This window comes from Bradyrhizobium sp. PUT101, assembly GCF_052043945.1.
In the GTDB taxonomy this organism is placed as follows: Bacteria; Pseudomonadota; Alphaproteobacteria; order Rhizobiales; family Xanthobacteraceae; genus Bradyrhizobium.
On the sequence record NZ_CP197207.1, the window covers coordinates 3608516 to 3627247 of the forward strand.

Here is an 18732-nt window from a genome sequence, read left to right on the forward strand (position 1 = left end):
AATCAACCCGCGATCGTGTCGAGGCACCCAGCTAGCTGTGGGCTCCATGGCGACGGTCTCCGTTCCTGGAAAGCAGTAGCCACCCGTCGAGCAACATCTTGGGGACGATTAGGCCCGTCGCCATGGCCAGCAGGGTCACTGATACTTTCACAACGTTGCTGGCGATCTCATACAGGTCCGAGCCTGGGATGCCGGGCCCGGAGCTGATGATGGACAATGCGTCAGCGGCTGTCTGGAACATGAAAATGCCCGGAATGAGCGACACCACGGCTGCGAACGCGATTGCGCCAAAAGGGACGCGCAAACGGCGCGACAGCAAGGCACTGCTGAGTCCAGCGAGCGTGCAGCCTGCCAGCGCCCCAAGTTGCATGCTCGCACCGGCATCAAGGACGAGCCAGCGGAGGGCGTGTGCCGAGACACCAATCGCGATGGGCGCCGGCAGCATCCTCCATGGCATATTGAAGAAGGCCCCGTAGGCGGCAACCGCGACACCCGCCGCACAGAGATCATAGAAAAAGGGAACCTGGACAGACGTCACGGGCGCGTCCAGACGCGTCGGGCCGAAGGAAAGGCCGATCAGGAGGCCAGCGCAGATCGCGACGATAACGAGGCTGGCGAACAGGATGCGCGCCGCTCCAAGCGCAATGCGCGCCCTGACGAGGTCAATCGCGCCGTTGAGAAAGTGAGGTCCAGGAACCAGCACCATGCAAGGACAGGCCGCCACGAGATGTTGCGATATCGCCAAGTGTGCGCTGCTCAAAAGGCTCACAATCGCTCCGGCGACCAGAGCTGCGGCGAACGGCTGCACGAAGGGGTTGCGGCTGACAAGGGACAAAAGACGCCGAGCGCCCGCCCCGATGCCGGCACTCAGCGCCGTCCATCCGACCGTGAGGAAATCGGTCGCACCGAAAATCACGCTCAACGCTGCGGCACCGGCGGCGGCCATTGCGACAAAGCGCGATAGCTCAACGGCAGGCAATCGAGCGATGTCGTCAAGCTCCGAGAGCGCAGCGCGCGGTGAAGTCTTGTGATCGCAGAGCTTGTCGACGAGCAATTCGGTGGCATTGACCCTGGCCATATCGACGCCTAACGGCTCTGCAGCAACCTCGGCGCCGAACGTGCATCGGTCCGGTAAAATCCTAAGATCTCCCCAGCGCGGGACGAAAATCACCCGCGTTCCAAGTCCCCCTCCAAGACGCTCGACGGTACGCCGAGTCCCTTCTGTGGTTTCGCCGTGCACGAATAGTAACTCGGCGACACGAATGATCACGCTGAGCGGGTCCGCCTCCCTTCGTTCAGATTGGCGATCAGATTGTTCAGACATGGATCTTGCTCGTCAGTTCGGCGGCTACGCGCCGCCGACCCCGTCTCCCACCATCGCCTGCGGATTGACGACCGCATCGAACGTCTTTTCATCGACATGTCCTGACGCGAGCGCGGCTTCCCGCAACGTCAGGCCTTCTGAATCTGCCTTCTCAGCGATATGAGCCGCGTTCTGGTAGCCGATCACGGGAGACAGGGCCGTCACGAGCATGAGGCTGTTGGCCACATAGCTCGCGATCTTCTTTTCGTCGAGCTCCGTTCCTTCGACCGAATACGTCCTGAACTTTGCGCAGCCATCCGCCAGAATCGTTGCCGAGTGCAGAAAGGCGTTGATGATGATCGGCCGCATGGCGTTCAACTCGAAATTGCCTTGCGATCCGGCCAACGCGACGGCGGTATCGTTGCCCAGAACCTGGATCGCGATCATCACGATTGCCTCGCATTGAGTTGGATTGACCTTGCCGGGCATGATTGACGAGCCCGGTTCGTTTTGTGGCAGTTTCAGCTCGCCGAGCCCACAGCGCGGGCCCGAGGCAAGCCACCGCATGTCGTTCGCGATCTTCATCAATGCAACGGCCGCGCCCCGTAGCGCTGCGTGTGCCCGCACCATGGCATCAAGCGAGCCCTGGGCCATGAACTTGTTCGGCGCGGTGACGAACGGCTTTCCGGTCAGCTCCGCGATTTTCGCTGCGACCGCGACGCTGAACCCTTTTGGCGCATTCAATCCCGTTCCGACGGCGGTTCCCCCGACGGCGAGCTCGTAGAGGCCGGCACGGGAGTCGGCAATGGCGGAGATGCAGGCTCGGATTTGAGCTGCGTATCCCGACCATTCCTGCCCGACGGTCAGCGGCGTCGCGTCCTCGAGGTGGGTGCGGCCAGCCTTGACGATGGACATCCAGCCCTTCGCCTTCGCCTCGATTACGCCGGCAAGGGCATCCAGTTCGGGGAGCAGGCGATCATCCAGCACTGTGATTGCCGCAATATGCATGGCGGTGGGGAACGTGTCGTTGGAACTCTGCCCCATGTTGACGTCGTCGTTCGGACCGACGGGCTGCTGGGTGCCCAACGTTCCGCCGAGAAGCTGTATCGCGCGATTGGACAGCACCTCGTTGACGTTCATGTTGGACTGGGTACCCGATCCAGTCTGCCAGACATACAGGGGAAAATGCTCGTCAAGCTTTCCCGCAATTGCCTCGTCCGCCGCGCGAATGATCGCCGCGGCCTTCCATGGTGGCAGGCGGCCGGCGGCCTGGTTGACCAACGCGCAGGCTTTCTTGACGATGCCGTAGGCATGATAAACGGCCTTGGGCATGCGATCGTCTCCGATCGAGAAGTGCACCAACGACCTCGCGGTTTGGGCGCCATAATAGCGCGACGCCGGCACGTCGACGCTGCCCATCGAGTCGAACTCGGTGCGCGTCCCTGTCGCAGGTAGGCCAATCGGAACGTCGGTCATCACCGGCAAGTCTCGATCGCTAGAACCAGGCATTCAATTTTTCCCTTCAGTGACGGTAGAGTTTTGGTAGGAGGCACGCTTTGTCGTGGCCCGGCTGTCGCGTCAGACGTTCTCGATCTTGAGCGTGGCGGCCGTCGCGGCCCGCGTCCGACGGCAGGCGTCGGCATCGCGAGTGAGGTCGATCCCGAACGTCGGAATGATGCTTCGAAGACGCGGCAGCCAACCGTCCTCGGTCAGTTCGCGATCAAAGCAGCGTTGCAGGACTTCGAGGGCGATGAATGCGGCGGTGGAGGCGCCTGGCGAGGCGCCAAGCAACGCCACGATCGACTTATCCGCGGCAGACACCACTTCGGTGCCGAACTCGAGTACGCCTTCTTCATGCTTGAACCATCCGCTGCTCATATGAGGCTTGATCGTCTGCACGCGCTGGCCCGCGACGGCTCTTGTCCAATCCTGTTTGGCTGCCTTCGGGAAGAACTGCTGCAAGGTTGCAAACTGATGGTCTGCGCTCTGCATCACCTGGCCGATGAGATATTCGGACAATTGCAGATTGTCGCGTGCCACGTCCAGCAGTGGAATGATGTTATCGGCGCTCAAGGAGGCGAACAAGTCATCGAGGGATCCATGCTTCAAGAAGCGCGTCGAGAAGCCGGCGTAAGGGCCGAACAGCAACGATTGTTTCCCACCTATGATCCTGGTATCGAGATGAGGAACCGACATCGGCGGAGAACCGGAGGCGGCCTTGCCATACACCTTGGCGTGGTGTCGTTGGCTGACCTCGTCGACATCGCAACGCAGCCAGATCCCGCTCACCGGGAAGCCGCCAAAGCCCCTGCCCTCTGGAATCCCGGACTTTTGCAATAGCGGCAGCGCGCCGCCGCCTGCACCGATGAAGACGAACTTTGCAGAGATCGTCTCGACGCTCCCCGTGCTCGTGTTCTGGGCGGACACCAGCCAGCGGCCATCGCCGTCGCGCTCCAACCCCGTCACCTTGCGATTATAGTGAACCGAAAAGCCTGGCTGCTTGCCGAGATGCTGCACGAGCAGCCTGGTCAGCGCTCCGTAATCGACGTCTGTTCCGGTAATCATCCGAGTCGCCGCCACTGGCTGAGCGGTGTCACGACCCTCCATGATCAACGGAGCCCAGGCCGCGATATTCGCGTGGTCCTCACTGTATTCCATGCCATGATAGCAATGGTGCGCGGACATTTCCTCGTAGCGCGCGCGAAGGAACGCGACGTTTGTATCGCCCCAGACGAAGCTCATGTGGGGACATGGATGCAGAAAGGCCCGCGGATTCGGTATCGCGCCCTTACTGACCAGGAATGACCAGAGCTGGCGGGAGATATCGAACTCGGTGTTGACCTCGAGCGCCTTGGAGATATCAACGCTACCGTCCGCGCGCTGCGGCGTGTAGTTCAGTTCGCAATTCGCCGCGTGTCCGGTCCCGGCATTATTCCAACCGTCCGAACTCTCCAATCCGCAATCGTGCAAGGTCTCGAACATCAAGACCGAGAGCGATGGTTCAAGCTCCTTGAGAAAGACTCCGAGCGTCGCGCTCATAATGCCGGCGCCGATCAGCACGACATCGGGGCGATCCGTTGCTTGGGTTTTGGTCATGACACTTTCCGATAATTTAGAATGACACCGCCCATTCACGATCACGCTGATTTCGTGAACGGGACTTCAACCTCGGGGCCGACAATCACATAGGCCCGGCGCCAGGGCTGATCATCCATCAGCTTCCAGCTATGTCCCGTTCCCCTGGTATCCTCGGCCAGCAACACATCGCCTGGACGAATCACGAAAGTCGCCCCGCCCGCCGTCTCGAACTGCAAGGTCCCGCTAAGGGTCACGACAAACTGTCGTGTCGGAGCATTATGGGGAGCAAAAGCACCGCCCGACCTGGTTTCCCGAAAGGAGATGCTCGACGCCGCGACGGCCTTGCTCAGAATATCGCCGCGCTCACCACCCGCAAGCTCGATCATTCCCTCCTCGAACATGGAGTTGCCGTCCTCGCTGGTCCAAATCCGGACGCATCTGATCATCGACTATTCCTTTCTTGTCATTACGCCGCGACCTTCGGTGCCTGCTCGGTCGCGAGGAACACCGCCGGCAAGGCAATCAGCGGCGGCACAACGAAGCACCAGACGCCAAGACTGGCATACAGCACGGCACCGCCGGCGCATCCCAGCGCGAAGGCGGCCACGCTTGCAGTCATCTTGGCAAGGCGGGGCCGGGCGAGGTCCAGCACGGGAGCGGGGGCTCCGCGGATGACGTCAGCGATATCGATCATGATCTGAGTCGTGGTTCCTGTCATCAGCGTGCTCGGGGGCTCCGTCCCCATGTGGATACGATGGGCCGCGTTCTGGATCGCCATCGCAGAAACGAGTACCATCCCCGTGCAGATGGCCTGCAGGCTGTCTCCTTGGGGGAACGGGCCGTAGTGCACCGCCAGCGCACCACCGAGCGCAAGCAGGAGCACCTTCAGCGCCAGCATCGATCGAAATATGGGCAGGCCGATCCGGGGAAGGGAAAAGCTGAAGATTCGCGTGCTGACAACGACCAGGCAGAACACCGGAAGCGCGAGCAGCTTGGCAAGTCCACCCGAGGTCCCCTGCACCATGGCCGCGCCGAAAGTCACGAAATTTCCCGTGACGTGCGCGGTGAACAACCCCTGCAGGGCGAGGAAGCCCGCAGTGTCGACGAAGCCGGCATTGAAGCTCATCAGCAGCGGGAGCAAGAGGATTTGCCGAGGCATGGTCACCAACCATATTGTAGCTGGACGCCGAGATAGTTGCTGGTGTGTCCACCAGCGCGAATGATCGTGTCACCCACATCGAAGTGCACCGCTTCGAGGGCACCGGTGAGGTGGTCGTTGAACGCGTAGTCGAGGCGCAGTTGCCCGTAGGCCCCGCTCCAGTTGCTGCCTGTGCCCGCGGTGCCCGCGATTGGTACATTGGGCTGAACGTAGATCGCATCCGCCGTGGTTTCTCGCCATTGCAGCCCGATCGCGGCCATGATCTTCAGCCGTTCAATCGGGCTCACGGTGATCGAGGGCTTCAGGTGCAGAATGTTGGCGTAACTCGCATAACCGGCGAGCGTGAAGTAGTAGCCGTTCGGAAACAGGGGGTTGAACGTGCCGAGCGCTCCGTCGCCCGCGTGGTGATCGCCCGAACCGGCGTCGAACTGCAGCCCAAGGCGCGGCTGCCAGGGCAGCGTTGCCATCGTATAACCTGTACGCGCGCCGACGGCCCAGGCGCGGATGTCCGTGGTGCCGACCTGGCCCACTTGCCCCATGGCCTCTAGATCCCAATCAAACCCGCTCTTCTTGCCCGCAAAGCGTAGATCGAAGACGTGACGCTGCTCGTCTCCCGACGCATCCAGATATTTGGCGGCGCTTCGCTCATACAACGAATAATAGCCCGACAGTTCGTCATCGCCAAAGACCTTGCGTTCGATCCTGAGCGTGCTGAAGCGGAAGCGGTCGTTGGAGGTGTCGTCGAACGGGCGGACATCGAAATACTGGACCGGACGGCTCGCAAATCCAATGAAACGCCAGTCGCCGGTCTCCCAGTCGGCCCACAGCGCATCGAAGGACTGGCGGACATTCGGACCGTCGCGCGAGGAGACGAAGCGTTGAAGGTCGAAAGCGAAGTCCTGGCGTCCGGCACGGGCTTTCAAAGTTCCGCCTGCGAACGTATTGACGTATTCGACGAAAGCCAGGCGCAAGTCGAGGCGATCCTGATCCACCGAAGAAATGCTCTTCTTGTCGAAGGCGCGATCGTCTTCGAGTTGAACGAAGGCCCGCCAGTTCTCATTGAAGTGGACGTCGGCATGGATCTGCAAGCGTTGCAGAAGGTAACTGTCGCGCGGCGTCTTCCCTGTACCGAAGCCTGCCGCGTCGTTCATCTCGAAACGCTCGCGCAGGGTGGCGCCGAGCGAGATGTAGCTCTTCGAATCCGTGGCCCACAGGGGAATGTACTTGAGACCATCGAACGGCTCGGTGCGCAGTCTCGGATCGGCGAGGACCGACCAGTCCTCGGTCCACCGGTTCGCCTGGATCGCGGGGCGCTTCGGAGATGCAACATCCTCCTCGGCCGCGCGGACGCAGTCAGCGCCGACACCGAAGCTTGCAAGCGCAAGCCCGATCCGGAGGCTGCGCAAAACGGCTCGACGCGACCCGACCAACGTCACCTCATTTGCCGCTGGCTTGCGCCGCGCTCTTCTGCGCCAGAGAATGGACTTCGGCGATGTAGCCCCCCGGGAACATCACGATAGCCGCGGAGCGGCCCGCCGATGTGTAGGGCTCGACGAGCACGGTGGCGCCCGATGCCTTGGCCTTTGCAAGAGTGGCGGTCAAATCTGCGACTTCATAGCCCGTCGTCTCCCGCCCATACGGATAGGGCAGATGACCGTCGGTGACCAGAACGGCCATCTTCCCAAAGGCGGACTCGATCCTGATCCGGCGGAAGGTCGCATCCGGCCGGCCGATCTCAACCCCCGGCGCCTTGGCCTCGTCAGAAACCACCTTGCCATGCGAGAAGGCAAGAAAGCTGCGCGTGAAGGCGGAAGCCCGATCCGCCGAAACGTAGACGCGGTTTTCCGGGACATGCTCGAAGGCGGCGTAATCGGGTTTGATGGTGTGCCAGTAAATCTGCAGGTTGACGCCACCCGGCCATTGGATGACGGCGTCGCGTCCGATCGGGTCGGGGAAGGTTGACACGATCACATCAGCGCCTGCGGCGCGCGCCTGCTTGATGGCAACGTCGATGTCGGTCACCAGATAGCCGTTGCGTTCCGCACCGAACGGATACGGGATTGGGGTCTTGAAGCCGAACAGAGACACGGTGCCAACCGGTGTCTGGAGCAGTTGCGATGTCGTGCTGCTCGGCGTCGGAGTGACCGTGGCGACGATCTGCTTGGTGCTCTTGCCGCCGAAGGTCGCGAGAAAGCTGCTGACGAACTTGTCAACGTCCTCGGGCGCAACATAGACGTGGGTGGTGTCGTATTGCGGGGCGACGGCGACCGGCGCATCTTTCCTCGCCGCCTCCTTGGCGACGACGGGCCCGGTCGCCACGACGGCGGCCACGAGCGCCCACAACACAGCCGATTTCGATGATGTCATCGCGAAGCTCCTTCGACGAAGGTGGATGGCCCAGCAAGCGCCGGGCGGCAAGAGGTTTGCTCGGAAACGACCGCAACGAGGACCAGCCCTGCGATTAATCCCAGATGTTCAAAGAAGCTGTTGGTGGCGACGAACCGTTCGTGACCACTCATGGTCCAGAACGCATTGGCCGTGAGCATCGCCACGAAAGTCAGCACTCCAAGTCCGCCCGCTCCCAGCCAGACCAGCCTGTTGACGACCACGAGAAGCGAGCCGCCGAGTTCGACGGCGATCGCGGCCGAGGCCCACAGCCATGCAGGATTGAGTCCGAAATGCTGCTGTTCGGCGACCGCGCCCGGGAAGTCGAACAGTTTGGCGAAGCCGCCGAGAATGTAGGCCGACACCAGCGCCAAGCGAGCGGCGTGCCATAGCAGCGGCAAGCGGAGGACCGCTGCGATCCAATTGGGAGTCGCTGAGCTCGGCACGTCAAACCGCCCAGCAGGCGCAACCGAGGGCGCCCCAGAAGCTTCTGAGGTCGGAGACCGGCAAGCGGCTCGCATAGGCCGATGCGTGGTCGTGCCCGTGCACGCCGCAGGAATTCGAGCAGCCACACGACTGCATGGCGCGCATCGCGAGACCGTTCTTCCCCTTCGCCTCGTCGTCCGCCCAGGCCGCGTAGCCGCCAAAGCGGCGAACCGGCGACCAGTCCGGCATGGCCGGCGGCGGCGTGATCGACTCCAGCTTCGAGAAATCACCGGCTCCGTACACGATCCGGCCGCCGACCATGGTCAGCAGCGCCGTCGTGTCGGCAATCTCGGCCTCGCTGCAGGAGAAGTAGTCGCGATCGGGGACGACTAGGTCTGCGAGCTGACCAACCTGGATCCGTCCCTTCTTGCCTTCCTCGTTCGAGAACCAGGTGACGTTCTCGGTCCACATCCGCAGCGCGGTCTCGCGGTCCAGGCAGTTGCGCTGCGGAGCAATCCGCAATCCGCCGACGGTTCGACCGGTCACGAGCCAGGACAGCGAAACCCAGGGATTGTAGGACGCCACCCGGGTCGCATCGGTGCCGGCCGACACCTTGACGCCCTTGTCGATGATCTTCCGGACCGGCGGCGTCGCCTCCGCGGCACCAGCGCCGTATCGCTCGACAAAATATTCGCCCTGATAGGCCATCCGGTGCTGCACGGCGATGCCGCCGCCGAGCGCGGCGATCCGGTCAATCGACTGGTCCGAGATCGTCTCGGCATGATCGAAAAACCAATGCAAGCCCTCGAGCGGCATGTCCTGGTTGACGCGCTCGAACACGTCGAGCGCCCGCGAGATCGTCTCGTCGTAGGTGGCGTGCAGCCGCCATGGCCATTTGTTCTGCACGAGCACACGCACGACTTCTTCGAGTTCGCCCTCCATTTCCGGGGGCATGTCGGGGCGCGCGACCCGGAAGTCCTCGAAGTCGGCTGCCGAGAACACCAGCATCTCACCGGCGCCGTTATGCCGGAAATAATCGTTGCCCTGCTTGTATTTCGACGTCCTCGTCCAGTTCAGGAAGTCTTCCTTCTCACCCTTGGGCTTCTGGGTGAAGAGGTTGTAGGCAAGGCGGATCGTCAGCTGGCCCTCGTCGCTGAGCTTCTGGATGACGGCATAGTCCTCCGGATAGTTCTGGAAGCCGCCGCCGGCATCGATCGCACCGGTCACGCCGAGCCGGTTGAGCTCTCGCATGAAATGCCGGGTCGAATTGACCTGGTAGTCGAAGGGCAGCTTGGGACCCTTGGCGAGGGTCGCGTAGAGGATGTTCGCGTTCGGCTTGGCCAGCAGTAGCCCAGTCGGGTTTCCATTCGCATCACGTACGATCTCGCCGCCGGGCGGCTCCGGAGTGTCCTTGGCATAGCCGACGGCGCGCAGCGCGGCGGCGTTGAGGATCGCGCGATCGTAGAGGTGGAGCAGGAATACCGGCGTATCCGGTGCGACCGCGTTGAGCTCGTCGATCGTCGGAAGGCGCTTCTCCACGAATTGGTGCTCGGTAAATCCGCCGACCACTCGCACCCATTGCGGCGGCGGCGTAACCGCGACCTGCCGCTTCAGCATGTCCATGGCGTCAGCGAGCGACCGCACACCGTCCCAACGAAGCTCCATGTTGAAGTTGAGACCGCCCCGGATGATGTGGAGATGATTATCGATCAATCCGGGCAGCACGCGACGGCCTTTGAGATCCACGATCTTCGTCGACGGACCTGCGAGCTTCATGACTTCGTGATCGTGGCCGACGGCAACGAAACGGCCGTCAGCAATCGCAACCGCCGAAGCTGTGGGGTTCGATCGGTCGAGCGTCGTGAACAGACCGCGATGCAGGATGATATCAGGCGCCGAGTTCATGAATGCTTCTCCGTTCCTTCAGGCGAAGAGGCGTCCTTCGCTTGGTCGCTGTGATGCCCCGGCAACATGCCGAACATGTGCGGAGCGCATTTCGCTTGGTGCCAGGCGCGGGCAAGACCGTTGCCGGCCAGCAGCTGACGAGCGACCGGCACGATCTGCTCACCGGCGAGGATGCCGAGAAGCCCGACCAGCGCCACGAGGGGTGGCGCCGGGGAGCGTACGTTGAGCAGGCTGTAGATGACGCCGACCAGAAGACCGGCGCCCAAGGAGAGCAGGTATATCTTCATGGCCTCACTCCCGGCCTACCGGCCTCAGGCCGCCTTGGTGCCGCCCTCAGAGGCGTGTTCGCCGAGCGCCCACTTCGAGAAGCGAATCTGGATGCCGTACGGCGAGTGCTCGCGCTGGATGTCCATCATGCCTTCGTAGGTCTCGCTGCGCGCCCAGTCCTGCTGGAGTTCGTAGGCGTACTGCGACGAGGTGATCGGGACGGCGCCAGCCTGGATGGCGCGCTCCATGGCGCGATTGTGCGCTTCGAGCGACAGGTCGCCGCACGCATCGGCAGCGATGTAGATCTCGAACCCTTCGCGCATCATGTCCAGCGTCGGGAAAATCACGCACGCTTCGGTCCAAAGGCCGGCCAGCACGAACTTCTTGCGTCCGGTCGCGGCCACAGCCTTGCGGAAGTTCGCATCGAGCCAGGAGTTCATCGAGGTCCGATCGATGATGTCGTGACCGGGAAAAAGGGAGGTGACCTCGGGCATAAACGGCCCCGAGAAGGAGTCCCTTGCGACAGTGGTCAGCACGGTCGGGATCTTGAAGAGCTTCGCGGCCTTGGCGAGGATCTGGACGTTGTTCATCGTGACCAGGCGGTCGTGCGACTGGACGCCCTGGAACATCGCCGGCTGATAATCGATCAATGCAATCGCGCTGTTCTCAGGGGTGAGCATTTCGAGCTTGGACATCGTGATGGCTCCTTGCGATCGGCAGCTGCGATGGGCCGACCGGGAATGGTTGCGAACGCCCACATGGTGAGCAACTCGCCTTTTCGCGGCTTGGACGATTTTGCCGTGGCTTGGACTCCAGCGCGGTGATCAGCGCGATGCGGCCATTTGACGGAGTGGCCTCGGCGGCCGCCGCTCCGGAATCGCAAGCCAGTCCAAAGGGTGATCAAACCGTCCAAGCAGTTTCGCCGGGCCCCCCTCTATCCTCCACAGACACCCGCCCGAGGCGGCGAACCAGGAGAGAGCAATGCCTGCCATAACGACGAAAGATGGGGTCGAGATCTTCTACAAGGATTGGGGCTCCGGCCAACCGATCGTATTCAGCCATGGCTGGCCGCTATCCTCCGACGATTGGGATGCGCAGATGCTGTTCTTCGTCGCGAAGGGCTTTCGCGTGATCGCGCACGATCGCCGCGGTCACGGCCGATCGGCACAGGTGGCCGACGGTCACGATATGGACCACTACGCCGACGACCTGGCCGCCCTGACCGCGCATCTCGACTTGAAGAATGCCATTCATGTCGGTCACTCCACCGGCGGAGGGGAGGTGGTTCACTATTTGGCGCGCCATGGCGAGAGCCGCGCCGCAAAGGCCGTGCTGATCTCTGCCGTCCCGCCCATCATGGTGAAGACGGCGACCAATCCGGGCGGGTTGCCGAAGGACGTCTTCGACGGCCTGCAGCAGCAGGTCGCGACCAATCGCGCGCAGTTCTACCGCGATCTGCCCGCAGGCCCGTTCTATGGCTTTAACAGGCCCGGCGTGAAAGCGGTCGAAGGTATCATCCAGAACTGGTGGCGTCAGGGCATGATGGGCAGCGCCAAGGCTCACTACGACGGCATCGTGGCCTTCTCTCAAACGGACTTCACCGAGGACCTGAAGAAAATCACCCTGCCCACGCTGGTCATGCACGGCGAGGACGATCAAATCGTCCCTTACGAGGACTCTGGGCCGTTGAGCGCCAAGCTGCTCAGGAACGGCGCGCTGAAGACCTATAAGGGATTCCCGCACGGGATGCCGACAACGCAGGCGGAAACGATCAACGCCGATCTGCTTGCGTTCATCAAGGGCTGATGGAGGATTGTCACGGGCGATCGAAGCGATCGCCCGTCACATCGATCAAGCACGCGCCGCCAAGGCGTGGACTGAGACGGTTTTCAGATGGCGGGCCAGGTTTCACGCCTTCGCGGCGTTGAACGCATCGACGATGACCGCCGCGACCGCCTCAGGCATCGACAGCAAGGACATGTGACTTGCCTTCAGTTCGGTCGTCTTCGCCTTCATCGTCACCGCGAGATTGCGCTGCAGTTCGACGCTCACGGCCCGGTCGTCGGCGGATACGATGTACCAGCTCGGTCGCGAGCCCCAGGCAGCAGCGGTGATCTTCTCACCGAACGTCGTCTTGGACAGCGGCGCCTGGACGACCGACAGGACGCGCGCGTCTTTCGCCGGAAGATCCTGGGCGACGTCGCTGATCCAACCCTCCTCGCTCAGCTTGAGGAAGCCGTCGCCGCTGTCGACGATTCTGGACAGTGCCGGCGGAGACGCATGTGCCCCGACCTGATCACCGACCGACTCGCCGGCTTTGGGGGCGAACGCCGCGACATAGACCAGCGCTTTGACCTTCGGATCGTTTCCGGCCTCGGTGATCACTGCACCGCCCCAGCTATGGCCGACAAGGACGACCGGTCCCTTGATCGCGGCGAGCGCCTGCTTCGTGACGGAGACGTCCTGTGCAAGCGACGTCGTCGGATTCTGCACGGCTACGACCGCAATGCCTTGATCCAAGAGGCGCGGAATGACGAGCCGCCAGCTCGAGGCGTCCGCCCAGGCGCCGTGAACCAGAACGACGGTGGGTTCCACCGACGAGGCACTATTCATAAGACTGAGCTCCTTCTGGATCCAAGTGAACGACAGGAGTCAGACCTAAGAGAGCATCATGCCGTCTTCTTGTGCCTTCGGAAGGCGAATTGGACCTTTCTGCTCTGCCACACCAAGGAGGCCGGGACCTCCCGAATGAGCCACCCTAGTCCAGTGGCGGCAAGATCATCTGCAGTTCCTGGCGACGGTCCTCGAGAAAGCCGGGCAGCATCAGACGCTCACCAAGGCTCTCGGCAGGCTCGTCGACCGCAAAGCCCGGTCCATCGGTTGCGATTTCGAACAGCACTCCGCAAGGGGCTCTGAAGCTCACGGCGGTGAGGTAGGTTCGCTCGATGGGCGCGCTGACCGAGATATCGTAAATAGACCGGAGCTTCTCGACCATCAGGGACCGGTCGGCTTCGTCCAAGGCGCGGAAAGCGACGTGCCGGATGGTACCGCCGCCAAGCCTGCCCCGCGAGGACTTGCCTACGGTCCTCAACGTGAGCGAACCGCCGGCCCCGTCGTGCGTGACGAAACGGACCGACCGCTCGCGTCGCGCGACCGGTGTGAAGCCAAACACATCCTCAAGGATGTCAGCAGTTAGATCCTCTTCCCTGACGTCGAGTGTGACACCCTGGAGGCCGCTCGGCGTTAGAGCACCAACATCGCCGGCCGTTCCATGGGCCGATTCCACGAGCGCGATGGCCGTGCCGTCCGGATCGGAGGTGCAGACCATGCGCTCGCCGAAGGGCGAAACTTCCGTCCGGCAGGCAATATCCTGGGACTTGAGCTTCTCCGACCAGCCTTCGAGCGACCCGGGAGGGACGCGGAAGGCCGTCTGCACCACTTCTCCGACGCCGACCATTCCAGGCGTGACGCAGTTCCAGGCCAGCGTGCTGATCACCGCGCCAGGACTGCCGGCGTCATTTCCATAATACAGATGATAGCTGCCAGGATCGTCATAGCAGACGGTCTTCTTGACGCGCTTCAAGCCGAGCACTTTGCCATAAAATTCGGACGAGCGACGGACGTCACCGATGATCGCCGTGACGTGGTGTAGCCCCCGCGCGCTCACGTGGATACCATCCAATCAGGGCTCCCACTTCCCATTTGCTATGGTCCGAAATACGGCATACTCGGCAAGTTAATCCTGCCGATCGCGATCTTTCGGAACACACAACAGTCAAAAATCCGGCTCGTCTTGGACTCTTTACCGATCTCGCGACAGCCGGACGGACCATCCTCGCAGATTGCAGCGTTCGGGCCGACGCAATCGTTCGCCTCAACCAGAAGGATCTCGACTACTGGCTCGATGCCAAGAACGAAAACGAGGCGCCGAAATTCCTGAGGCCCATGTTCGAGGGCGACCGAGCATCTCTGAAGCCATATATGGATTCCGGACGCGTCCGGCCGTTCGTGGATGGACAGGAGTTGTCGCCTGGGATCCGTGCTGTCCCCACCCCGGGTCACACGCGAGGTCACACGTCGTACGCCGTCGTCAGCGGCGAACAACGGCTGCTGGTCTGGGGTGATCTGGTTCATGTCGCCCCGATCCAGTTTCCCGATCCTAGCGTCACCGTAACGTATGACAGCGATCCAATGTCCGCGGAGGTCGAACGAACGAAAGCGTTTGCGAAGTCCGCCCAAGACGGTAGCTGGGTCGCGGCGGCGCACATCGCTTTCCCTGGCCTGGGGCACATCCGATCAGTCGACGGGCACTTCGCGTGGATACCCGCCAACTACACCACAGTTCTGAATCTGCCTCATGACTGAAGCGCTCGCACTGCCGCATGGTGGTGCACGCCGGCGGTCACGAATCCAGACCGGTCCTTTCAGAAATTCTTTTCCCGGCGGATTTCGCCGCAGCGGCGCCGTGAGGAAGAGCGTCCCACTCTCTCCGCCAGAGGGATCGTTAGCACCGCGATCGAACGCAGCGACCATCGGAAGGGATCCCACGATCTCCGCCTTGGTGAGCTCGTACTGAATGTGCTAAACGTGGACGCTATGGTGCCTCTCAAGGGTGCCACTCAAAGACAGATCGCAGGTCCGGAAATATTAATGAAATCAAGGTTCGATGGGATTGTTGCAACAGTTCAATCCTGTCTGGCAGCACCAGCTTTTCCCATTGAAGCGAGCCCTCCGCCTGGCAGCGAGCCCGCAACAGCCACGGATGCGATCGTGATCACACGTTCCCTACCCTATGAAGGACTGCTCCACGAGATCGTCGAGCATAATGGCGTGCTCTATCTCGGCGGCATCGTTCCTGAAGATGCGGGACTCGATATGGCGGGCCAGGCCGACGATGTGCTGCGCCAGTTGAAGACCCTGCTTGATGGGGCCAGCTCCGATCTCTCCTGCGTTCTGCAGGTGACGATCTTTGTGGCTGATCTTACCGACAAGGCGGCGCTCAACCAGGTGTGGAAGCGCTATTTCGCCGCGGACCATCTGCCGGCGCGTGCCGCCATCGGCGTTGCGGATCTCGGCCCGGGCGTCAAGCTGGAGCTGACGGCGATCGCCGCCCGCCGCTGATCCTCAAGCGGCACGGGCGAGGCGAACAAGCTCGGTCATTCCCGTGTTCACACATAGAGCAATGTTCTCGCGGCGCGAAGCGTCCGAGTTTTGCTGCCTCCTTGACCCTCTCCAAGTGAAGAGGGCGCAGGGAAGGCCGGGTGCCGGCTGGCACCCATGATCCGCCGCGCGAAGAATTTGCACACGCAAATGCGCAGGCGGGACGACAGGTGGGCCGGAAAACACCCGGCCTTCCCTGCGCGATGGTTTGACGGCTTATGCCTGCTCTCCCCGGAGCCGAGTTCCTTCTGGCCTCCGTCACCTCGCGAATTGGCGATGCCCCGAGACCCGGTTGAGCCCCGAACCATCTCCGCAAGGCTTGACCGTAGCAACGACGGTCAGGACCACACGGTTTTGCCGTACGCAGCCGGCCCGGCTTCGCCGGACTTGAGCGCCGTCCGTCCGCACGCAGTCGGGACCTCACGAGGTTCATCTCGCCCTGGTCCCACCTCGCATGCCCGGCGCTGCCGCGTCCACCGCACCCCGGCCCACGTTCGTGACGACGTACGATCGCCCCTCTCCTTGGGCCGGGATGGCGGGAAATATGCCGCAATTCCGAATTTCGGTAAAGTGGAATATTTTTGCGAGAGGGGATTGACGTGATTTTGGGAGAGAGGCGGGTGTTTTGCCTGACGGATCAAAAATCGTTGCGGTCGATATCCGCCTACGGTGGCGCGCAAAGATGCAGTCACCCTGTCCTTTTGACCGCCAAATTCATGGTGATAATGTTGTAGCCTGCGGTCCGTCCGGGAGGACACCATGGAATGGTTTGACCGGCTGTTTGGAAGGACGTCGTCGCCTCCGAGCCGGCTCTTTGCGAGATTCAGGCGGACGTCGAGGGCACCGGCTGATTCCGACCTTCTGAAAATCGCCAAAGACCGGAAAGGGCATATTTCGCGAAGAGCCGTGCGAGATGAATATAATCGGCTGGTCTTGGAGAAGTACGCGCACGATAAGTCGTGATTTCCAAGACCGATCGAGCCTTGCTCAGCGGCGAAACATAGTGGTTTCGCAACGGCTCTACACGTCCTGCGCACCATCAATTGAGCCACCCACCTGCAGTGCCGCGAACCGATCGTCTGACCGTCGCAGCCGTCGGCAGAGTTCGCGGTTGATGTTCTGCAGGATGATCACATAGGCGTGGATATCGGCCTTGTAGCAGGCGTAGAGCTTTTGGGCCGTCAGCTCGTACAGTTCGGTCGGGCTTTCCGCGACCACCGTGGCGGAGCGGTTTTGCATTTCGATCAGCGTCATCTCACCGAAGAAATCGCCTGGCTCCAATCGAGATATTGCGATGACGCTCCCCGAATTCGCCCGTTTGCTCACCGCCAGCCGGCCGGATTTGACGATGAACATCGAGCGTCCCGGCTCGCCCTCCGCGACGACGGTTGCTCCGGCATCGAAGCGGCGCTCGACCAGCATTGAAATCAGGAGGTCGAGGCTCGGCTCCGGGAGACCGCCGAAGAACGGTGTGGCGAGCAGGAACGCCTTCAGATCGGGAGCGCTGGCGGCCATTGCGCGAGGTTACGCCCCCTCGCCATCTGCGGCAAGCAGAGGACACCGGCGCTGGCGCCCCCCAATGAATGAGGCTCCATTCGAACAGGGAGGTCTGCGACGCGCGATCCGCTTCGCGCGGCTTACTGCCGCGCAACGCTCTCGCCGCGCAACGTCCGCCGTCTCCAGAGGTCAGCCATGATCTTCGCAGCCGCCGCAAGGACGAGCGCGCACAGCGCGACCTTCGAGATCGTCTCCATCGTCCCCTCGATCAGCAGGCAGTGCACCACGCTGCCTGCGACGATGACGATCGCGAGGGGGATATGGACGATGCGCCAGGTTCGCAGCCGCAGCCCCAACCGCCGGCGCAGCAGAGCCAGAAGCGCGACGATGAAGATGGCCCACATCGCGGTCACGCCGAAGGGGGAGAACGGCGTCGGCGATGAGTAGGTCAGGGCGTCGATCATGTCGGGCGGGCTGGTGAACCAGAGGCCGGCGACATGAATCACAATCGCCACAGCAAGCGTGCCGCCGATCCAGTGATGGGCGCGCCGTCGGCGATAGGCCGACAGGCCCGGCAGATATCCGCCGATCAGCAGGGGCTGCACGAGCACGAGACCGAGGGCGATGATCCCGGCGAAGCCGGCGAGAATGTAGACCGGGCTGCGCCATGCGAGCTGCTCGCTTGCCGCAGCAGCGGCAATCGGCACGCCAATGGCCAGAGCAAGGGCACCCCAGATCAGGGATGTCCGGGCCGATCCCCACCGCTTCATTTGCAAGTCAGCTCAGGCCGGCTGAAGCACGAAGTGCGCCTCGAGGCTGGTTTCCTTGGCGCTCCGCATCACCGGCCGCAGGAACACGGTCTTGAACTCGCCGCTGTCATAGGCGAGGTGGCCATGCGGCTGGCCGAAGATCGGAATGATCTGCGGAATCTCGAGCCGGAACTTGCCGTCCTTGTCGGTGAGCGTGGCGCCATGGCTCTGCGGTTCGTGCTCCTGCCCTTCGACCGTGTGGGCCCAGATCTGGATGCGCTGCCCGGCGAGCGGAGCGCCGTCACCGGCGCGGCGGACGGTGCCGCTCATCCAGAAGCCGCCCTTGCCGATCCGCTCCACGACCGCCGCGCCCTTGCGGTAGTTGTTCGCCCCGCCCGACATCGACTGGGTCGGTGCGAGGCCATCCGCGCGCGCTGGCAACAGGAGCCCGGAAACGCCGGTTGCCAAAACCCCGGTTGCAACAAAGGAGCCGCCAACAGCGAGCAGGTTACGGCGGCTAAGTACGACCCTGGTCATGTCAGTTCCTCCTGACAACCGTGCAGTTGCTCGGCAAGCTACAACACCAGGCGCAAAACGCCCAGTTCAGACGAAGGGCGCCATAGGTCGCAATAACAGTGTTGTGAACCGGGGCACTTACAGCTCGCAGCGAGCAAGATGGGTGGCGCGGCCGCGACCCCACCAGCCTTGGTGACGAAGCGTGATGGGTTTCGCGACGGCCCTACCCATCCTGCAACGCTGCCACTACATGTCTTTGTCGAAGACGCGCATGATCGCGCAGCCCT

At 62.3% G+C, this 18732-nt stretch carries 19 protein-coding genes; 3 read left to right on the top strand and 16 right to left on the bottom strand.

The genetic code is table 11. The features are described from left to right. Nucleotides 1–31: 31 nt before the first annotated feature. The 11 genes from ACSHT2_RS17665 to ACSHT2_RS17715 all read right to left on the bottom strand — a co-directional run bounded on the left by ACSHT2_RS17665 (nucleotide 32) and on the right by ACSHT2_RS17715 (nucleotide 11218). Nucleotides 32–1324, bottom strand: coding sequence for a threonine/serine ThrE exporter family protein (locus ACSHT2_RS17665; RefSeq protein ID WP_440642667.1), 1293 nt, complete (start codon nucleotides 1322–1324; stop codon nucleotides 32–34). A 24-nt stretch (nucleotides 1325–1348) separates the two neighbouring features. After that, nucleotides 1349–2779 (bottom strand): class II fumarate hydratase, encoded by a 1431-nt coding sequence (gene fumC, locus ACSHT2_RS17670; protein ID WP_440642668.1) that lies wholly within the window; start codon nucleotides 2777–2779, stop codon nucleotides 1349–1351. Nucleotides 2780–2881: 102 nt separating this feature from the next. Continuing rightward, nucleotides 2882–4438 carry a malate dehydrogenase (quinone) gene (mqo, locus tag ACSHT2_RS17675; protein WP_440642864.1) on the bottom strand — a complete coding sequence of 519 codons (1557 nt, stop codon included), beginning with the start codon at nucleotides 4436–4438 and terminating at the stop codon, nucleotides 2882–2884. A gap of 2 nt (nucleotides 4439–4440) precedes the next feature. Continuing rightward, entirely contained in the window at nucleotides 4441–4767 is a 327-nt protein-coding gene (locus tag ACSHT2_RS17680; protein WP_440642669.1) for an AraC family ligand binding domain-containing protein, read from the bottom strand. Between the two features lie 80 nt (nucleotides 4768–4847). After that, entirely contained in the window at nucleotides 4848–5540 is a 693-nt protein-coding gene (locus ACSHT2_RS17685; protein ID WP_440642670.1) for a YoaK family protein, read from the bottom strand. A gap of 2 nt (nucleotides 5541–5542) precedes the next feature. Next, the gene (locus ACSHT2_RS17690; protein WP_440642865.1) at nucleotides 5543–6931 is read right to left on the bottom strand and encodes an alginate export family protein; all 1389 of its coding nucleotides are present in this window, start codon (nucleotides 6929–6931) and stop codon (nucleotides 5543–5545) included. Between the two features lie 46 nt (nucleotides 6932–6977). Then, on the bottom strand, nucleotides 6978–7907 hold the full coding sequence (locus ACSHT2_RS17695; protein ID WP_440642671.1) for a glyoxalase: 930 nt from the start codon (nucleotides 7905–7907) through the stop codon (nucleotides 6978–6980). Further along, nucleotides 7904–8371, bottom strand: coding sequence for a DoxX family protein (locus ACSHT2_RS17700; protein WP_440642672.1), 468 nt, complete (start codon nucleotides 8369–8371; stop codon nucleotides 7904–7906). The genes ACSHT2_RS17695 and ACSHT2_RS17700 overlap by 4 nt, the downstream gene beginning before the upstream one ends. 1 nt (nucleotide 8372) lies before the next feature. Further along, complete coding sequence (locus ACSHT2_RS17705) at nucleotides 8373–10256, bottom strand: amidohydrolase (protein WP_440642673.1); 1884 nt, start codon at nucleotides 10254–10256, stop codon at nucleotides 8373–8375. Further along, the gene (locus tag ACSHT2_RS17710; RefSeq protein WP_440642674.1) at nucleotides 10253–10543 is read right to left on the bottom strand and encodes a XapX domain-containing protein; all 291 of its coding nucleotides are present in this window, start codon (nucleotides 10541–10543) and stop codon (nucleotides 10253–10255) included. The genes ACSHT2_RS17705 and ACSHT2_RS17710 overlap by 4 nt, the downstream gene beginning before the upstream one ends. 24 nt (nucleotides 10544–10567) lie before the next feature. Then, nucleotides 10568–11218 carry a hydrolase gene (locus tag ACSHT2_RS17715; RefSeq protein WP_440642675.1) on the bottom strand — a complete coding sequence of 217 codons (651 nt, stop codon included), beginning with the start codon at nucleotides 11216–11218 and terminating at the stop codon, nucleotides 10568–10570. A 286-nt stretch (nucleotides 11219–11504) separates the two neighbouring features. Here ACSHT2_RS17715 and ACSHT2_RS17720 point away from each other — a divergent pair, with 286 nt between their 5' ends. Continuing rightward, nucleotides 11505–12329: an alpha/beta fold hydrolase gene (locus ACSHT2_RS17720; RefSeq protein ID WP_440642676.1), complete on the top strand. Its 825-nt coding sequence runs from the start codon at nucleotides 11505–11507 to the stop codon at nucleotides 12327–12329. A 102-nt stretch (nucleotides 12330–12431) separates the two neighbouring features. Here the strand turns inward: ACSHT2_RS17720 and ACSHT2_RS17725 are convergent, their stop codons facing one another. Further along, nucleotides 12432–13136: an alpha/beta fold hydrolase gene (locus tag ACSHT2_RS17725; RefSeq protein WP_440642677.1), complete on the bottom strand. Its 705-nt coding sequence runs from the start codon at nucleotides 13134–13136 to the stop codon at nucleotides 12432–12434. A 145-nt stretch (nucleotides 13137–13281) separates the two neighbouring features. Next, complete coding sequence (locus ACSHT2_RS17730) at nucleotides 13282–14205, bottom strand: ring-cleaving dioxygenase (RefSeq protein WP_440642678.1); 924 nt, start codon at nucleotides 14203–14205, stop codon at nucleotides 13282–13284. Between the two features lie 20 nt (nucleotides 14206–14225). Here ACSHT2_RS17730 and ACSHT2_RS17735 point away from each other — a divergent pair, with 20 nt between their 5' ends. Continuing rightward, entirely contained in the window at nucleotides 14226–14888 is a 663-nt protein-coding gene (locus ACSHT2_RS17735; RefSeq protein ID WP_440642679.1) for an MBL fold metallo-hydrolase, read from the top strand. A gap of 285 nt (nucleotides 14889–15173) precedes the next feature. Continuing rightward, nucleotides 15174–15644: a RidA family protein gene (locus ACSHT2_RS17740; protein WP_440642680.1), complete on the top strand. Its 471-nt coding sequence runs from the start codon at nucleotides 15174–15176 to the stop codon at nucleotides 15642–15644. Between the two features lie 1059 nt (nucleotides 15645–16703). Here the strand turns inward: ACSHT2_RS17740 and ACSHT2_RS17745 are convergent. The 3 genes from ACSHT2_RS17745 to ACSHT2_RS17755 form a co-directional block, all read right to left on the bottom strand. Next, nucleotides 16704–17198, bottom strand: coding sequence for a Crp/Fnr family transcriptional regulator (locus tag ACSHT2_RS17745; RefSeq protein WP_440642681.1), 495 nt, complete (start codon nucleotides 17196–17198; stop codon nucleotides 16704–16706). Nucleotides 17199–17320: 122 nt separating this feature from the next. Continuing rightward, nucleotides 17321–17950, bottom strand: a complete 630-nt coding sequence (locus ACSHT2_RS17750) for a ferric reductase-like transmembrane domain-containing protein (protein WP_440642682.1) — start codon at nucleotides 17948–17950, stop codon at nucleotides 17321–17323. Nucleotides 17951–17962: 12 nt separating this feature from the next. Continuing rightward, a complete protein-coding gene (locus ACSHT2_RS17755) occupies nucleotides 17963–18466 on the bottom strand; it encodes a Twin-arginine translocation pathway signal (protein ID WP_440642683.1) in 504 nt (167 codons plus the stop codon). Nucleotides 18467–18732 lie beyond the last annotated feature (266 nt).

Coding starts and splice junctions, on each gene's coding strand:
- ACSHT2_RS17665 (WP_440642667.1), bottom strand. CDS start 1,324: ATGTCTGAACAATCTGATCGCCAATCTGAACGAAGGGAGGCGGACCCG.
- fumC (WP_440642668.1), bottom strand. CDS start 2,779: ATGACCGACGTTCCGATTGGCCTACCTGCGACAGGGACGCGCACCGAG.
- ACSHT2_RS17680 (WP_440642669.1), bottom strand. CDS start 4,767: ATGATCGAGCTTGCGGGTGGTGAGCGCGGCGATATTCTGAGCAAGGCC.
- ACSHT2_RS17685 (WP_440642670.1), bottom strand. CDS start 5,540: ATGCCTCGGCAAATCCTCTTGCTCCCGCTGCTGATGAGCTTCAATGCC.
- ACSHT2_RS17695 (WP_440642671.1), bottom strand. CDS start 7,907: ATGACATCATCGAAATCGGCTGTGTTGTGGGCGCTCGTGGCCGCCGTC.
- ACSHT2_RS17705 (WP_440642673.1), bottom strand. CDS start 10,256: ATGAACTCGGCGCCTGATATCATCCTGCATCGCGGTCTGTTCACGACG.
- ACSHT2_RS17710 (WP_440642674.1), bottom strand. CDS start 10,543: ATGAAGATATACCTGCTCTCCTTGGGCGCCGGTCTTCTGGTCGGCGTC.
- ACSHT2_RS17715 (WP_440642675.1), bottom strand. CDS start 11,218: ATGTCCAAGCTCGAAATGCTCACCCCTGAGAACAGCGCGATTGCATTG.
- ACSHT2_RS17720 (WP_440642676.1), top strand. CDS start 11,505: ATGCCTGCCATAACGACGAAAGATGGGGTCGAGATCTTCTACAAGGAT.
- ACSHT2_RS17725 (WP_440642677.1), bottom strand. CDS start 13,136: ATGAATAGTGCCTCGTCGGTGGAACCCACCGTCGTTCTGGTTCACGGC.
- ACSHT2_RS17740 (WP_440642680.1), top strand. CDS start 15,174: ATGAAATCAAGGTTCGATGGGATTGTTGCAACAGTTCAATCCTGTCTG.
- ACSHT2_RS17745 (WP_440642681.1), bottom strand. CDS start 17,198: ATGGCCGCCAGCGCTCCCGATCTGAAGGCGTTCCTGCTCGCCACACCG.
- ACSHT2_RS17750 (WP_440642682.1), bottom strand. CDS start 17,950: ATGAAGCGGTGGGGATCGGCCCGGACATCCCTGATCTGGGGTGCCCTT.
- ACSHT2_RS17755 (WP_440642683.1), bottom strand. CDS start 18,466: ATGACCAGGGTCGTACTTAGCCGCCGTAACCTGCTCGCTGTTGGCGGC.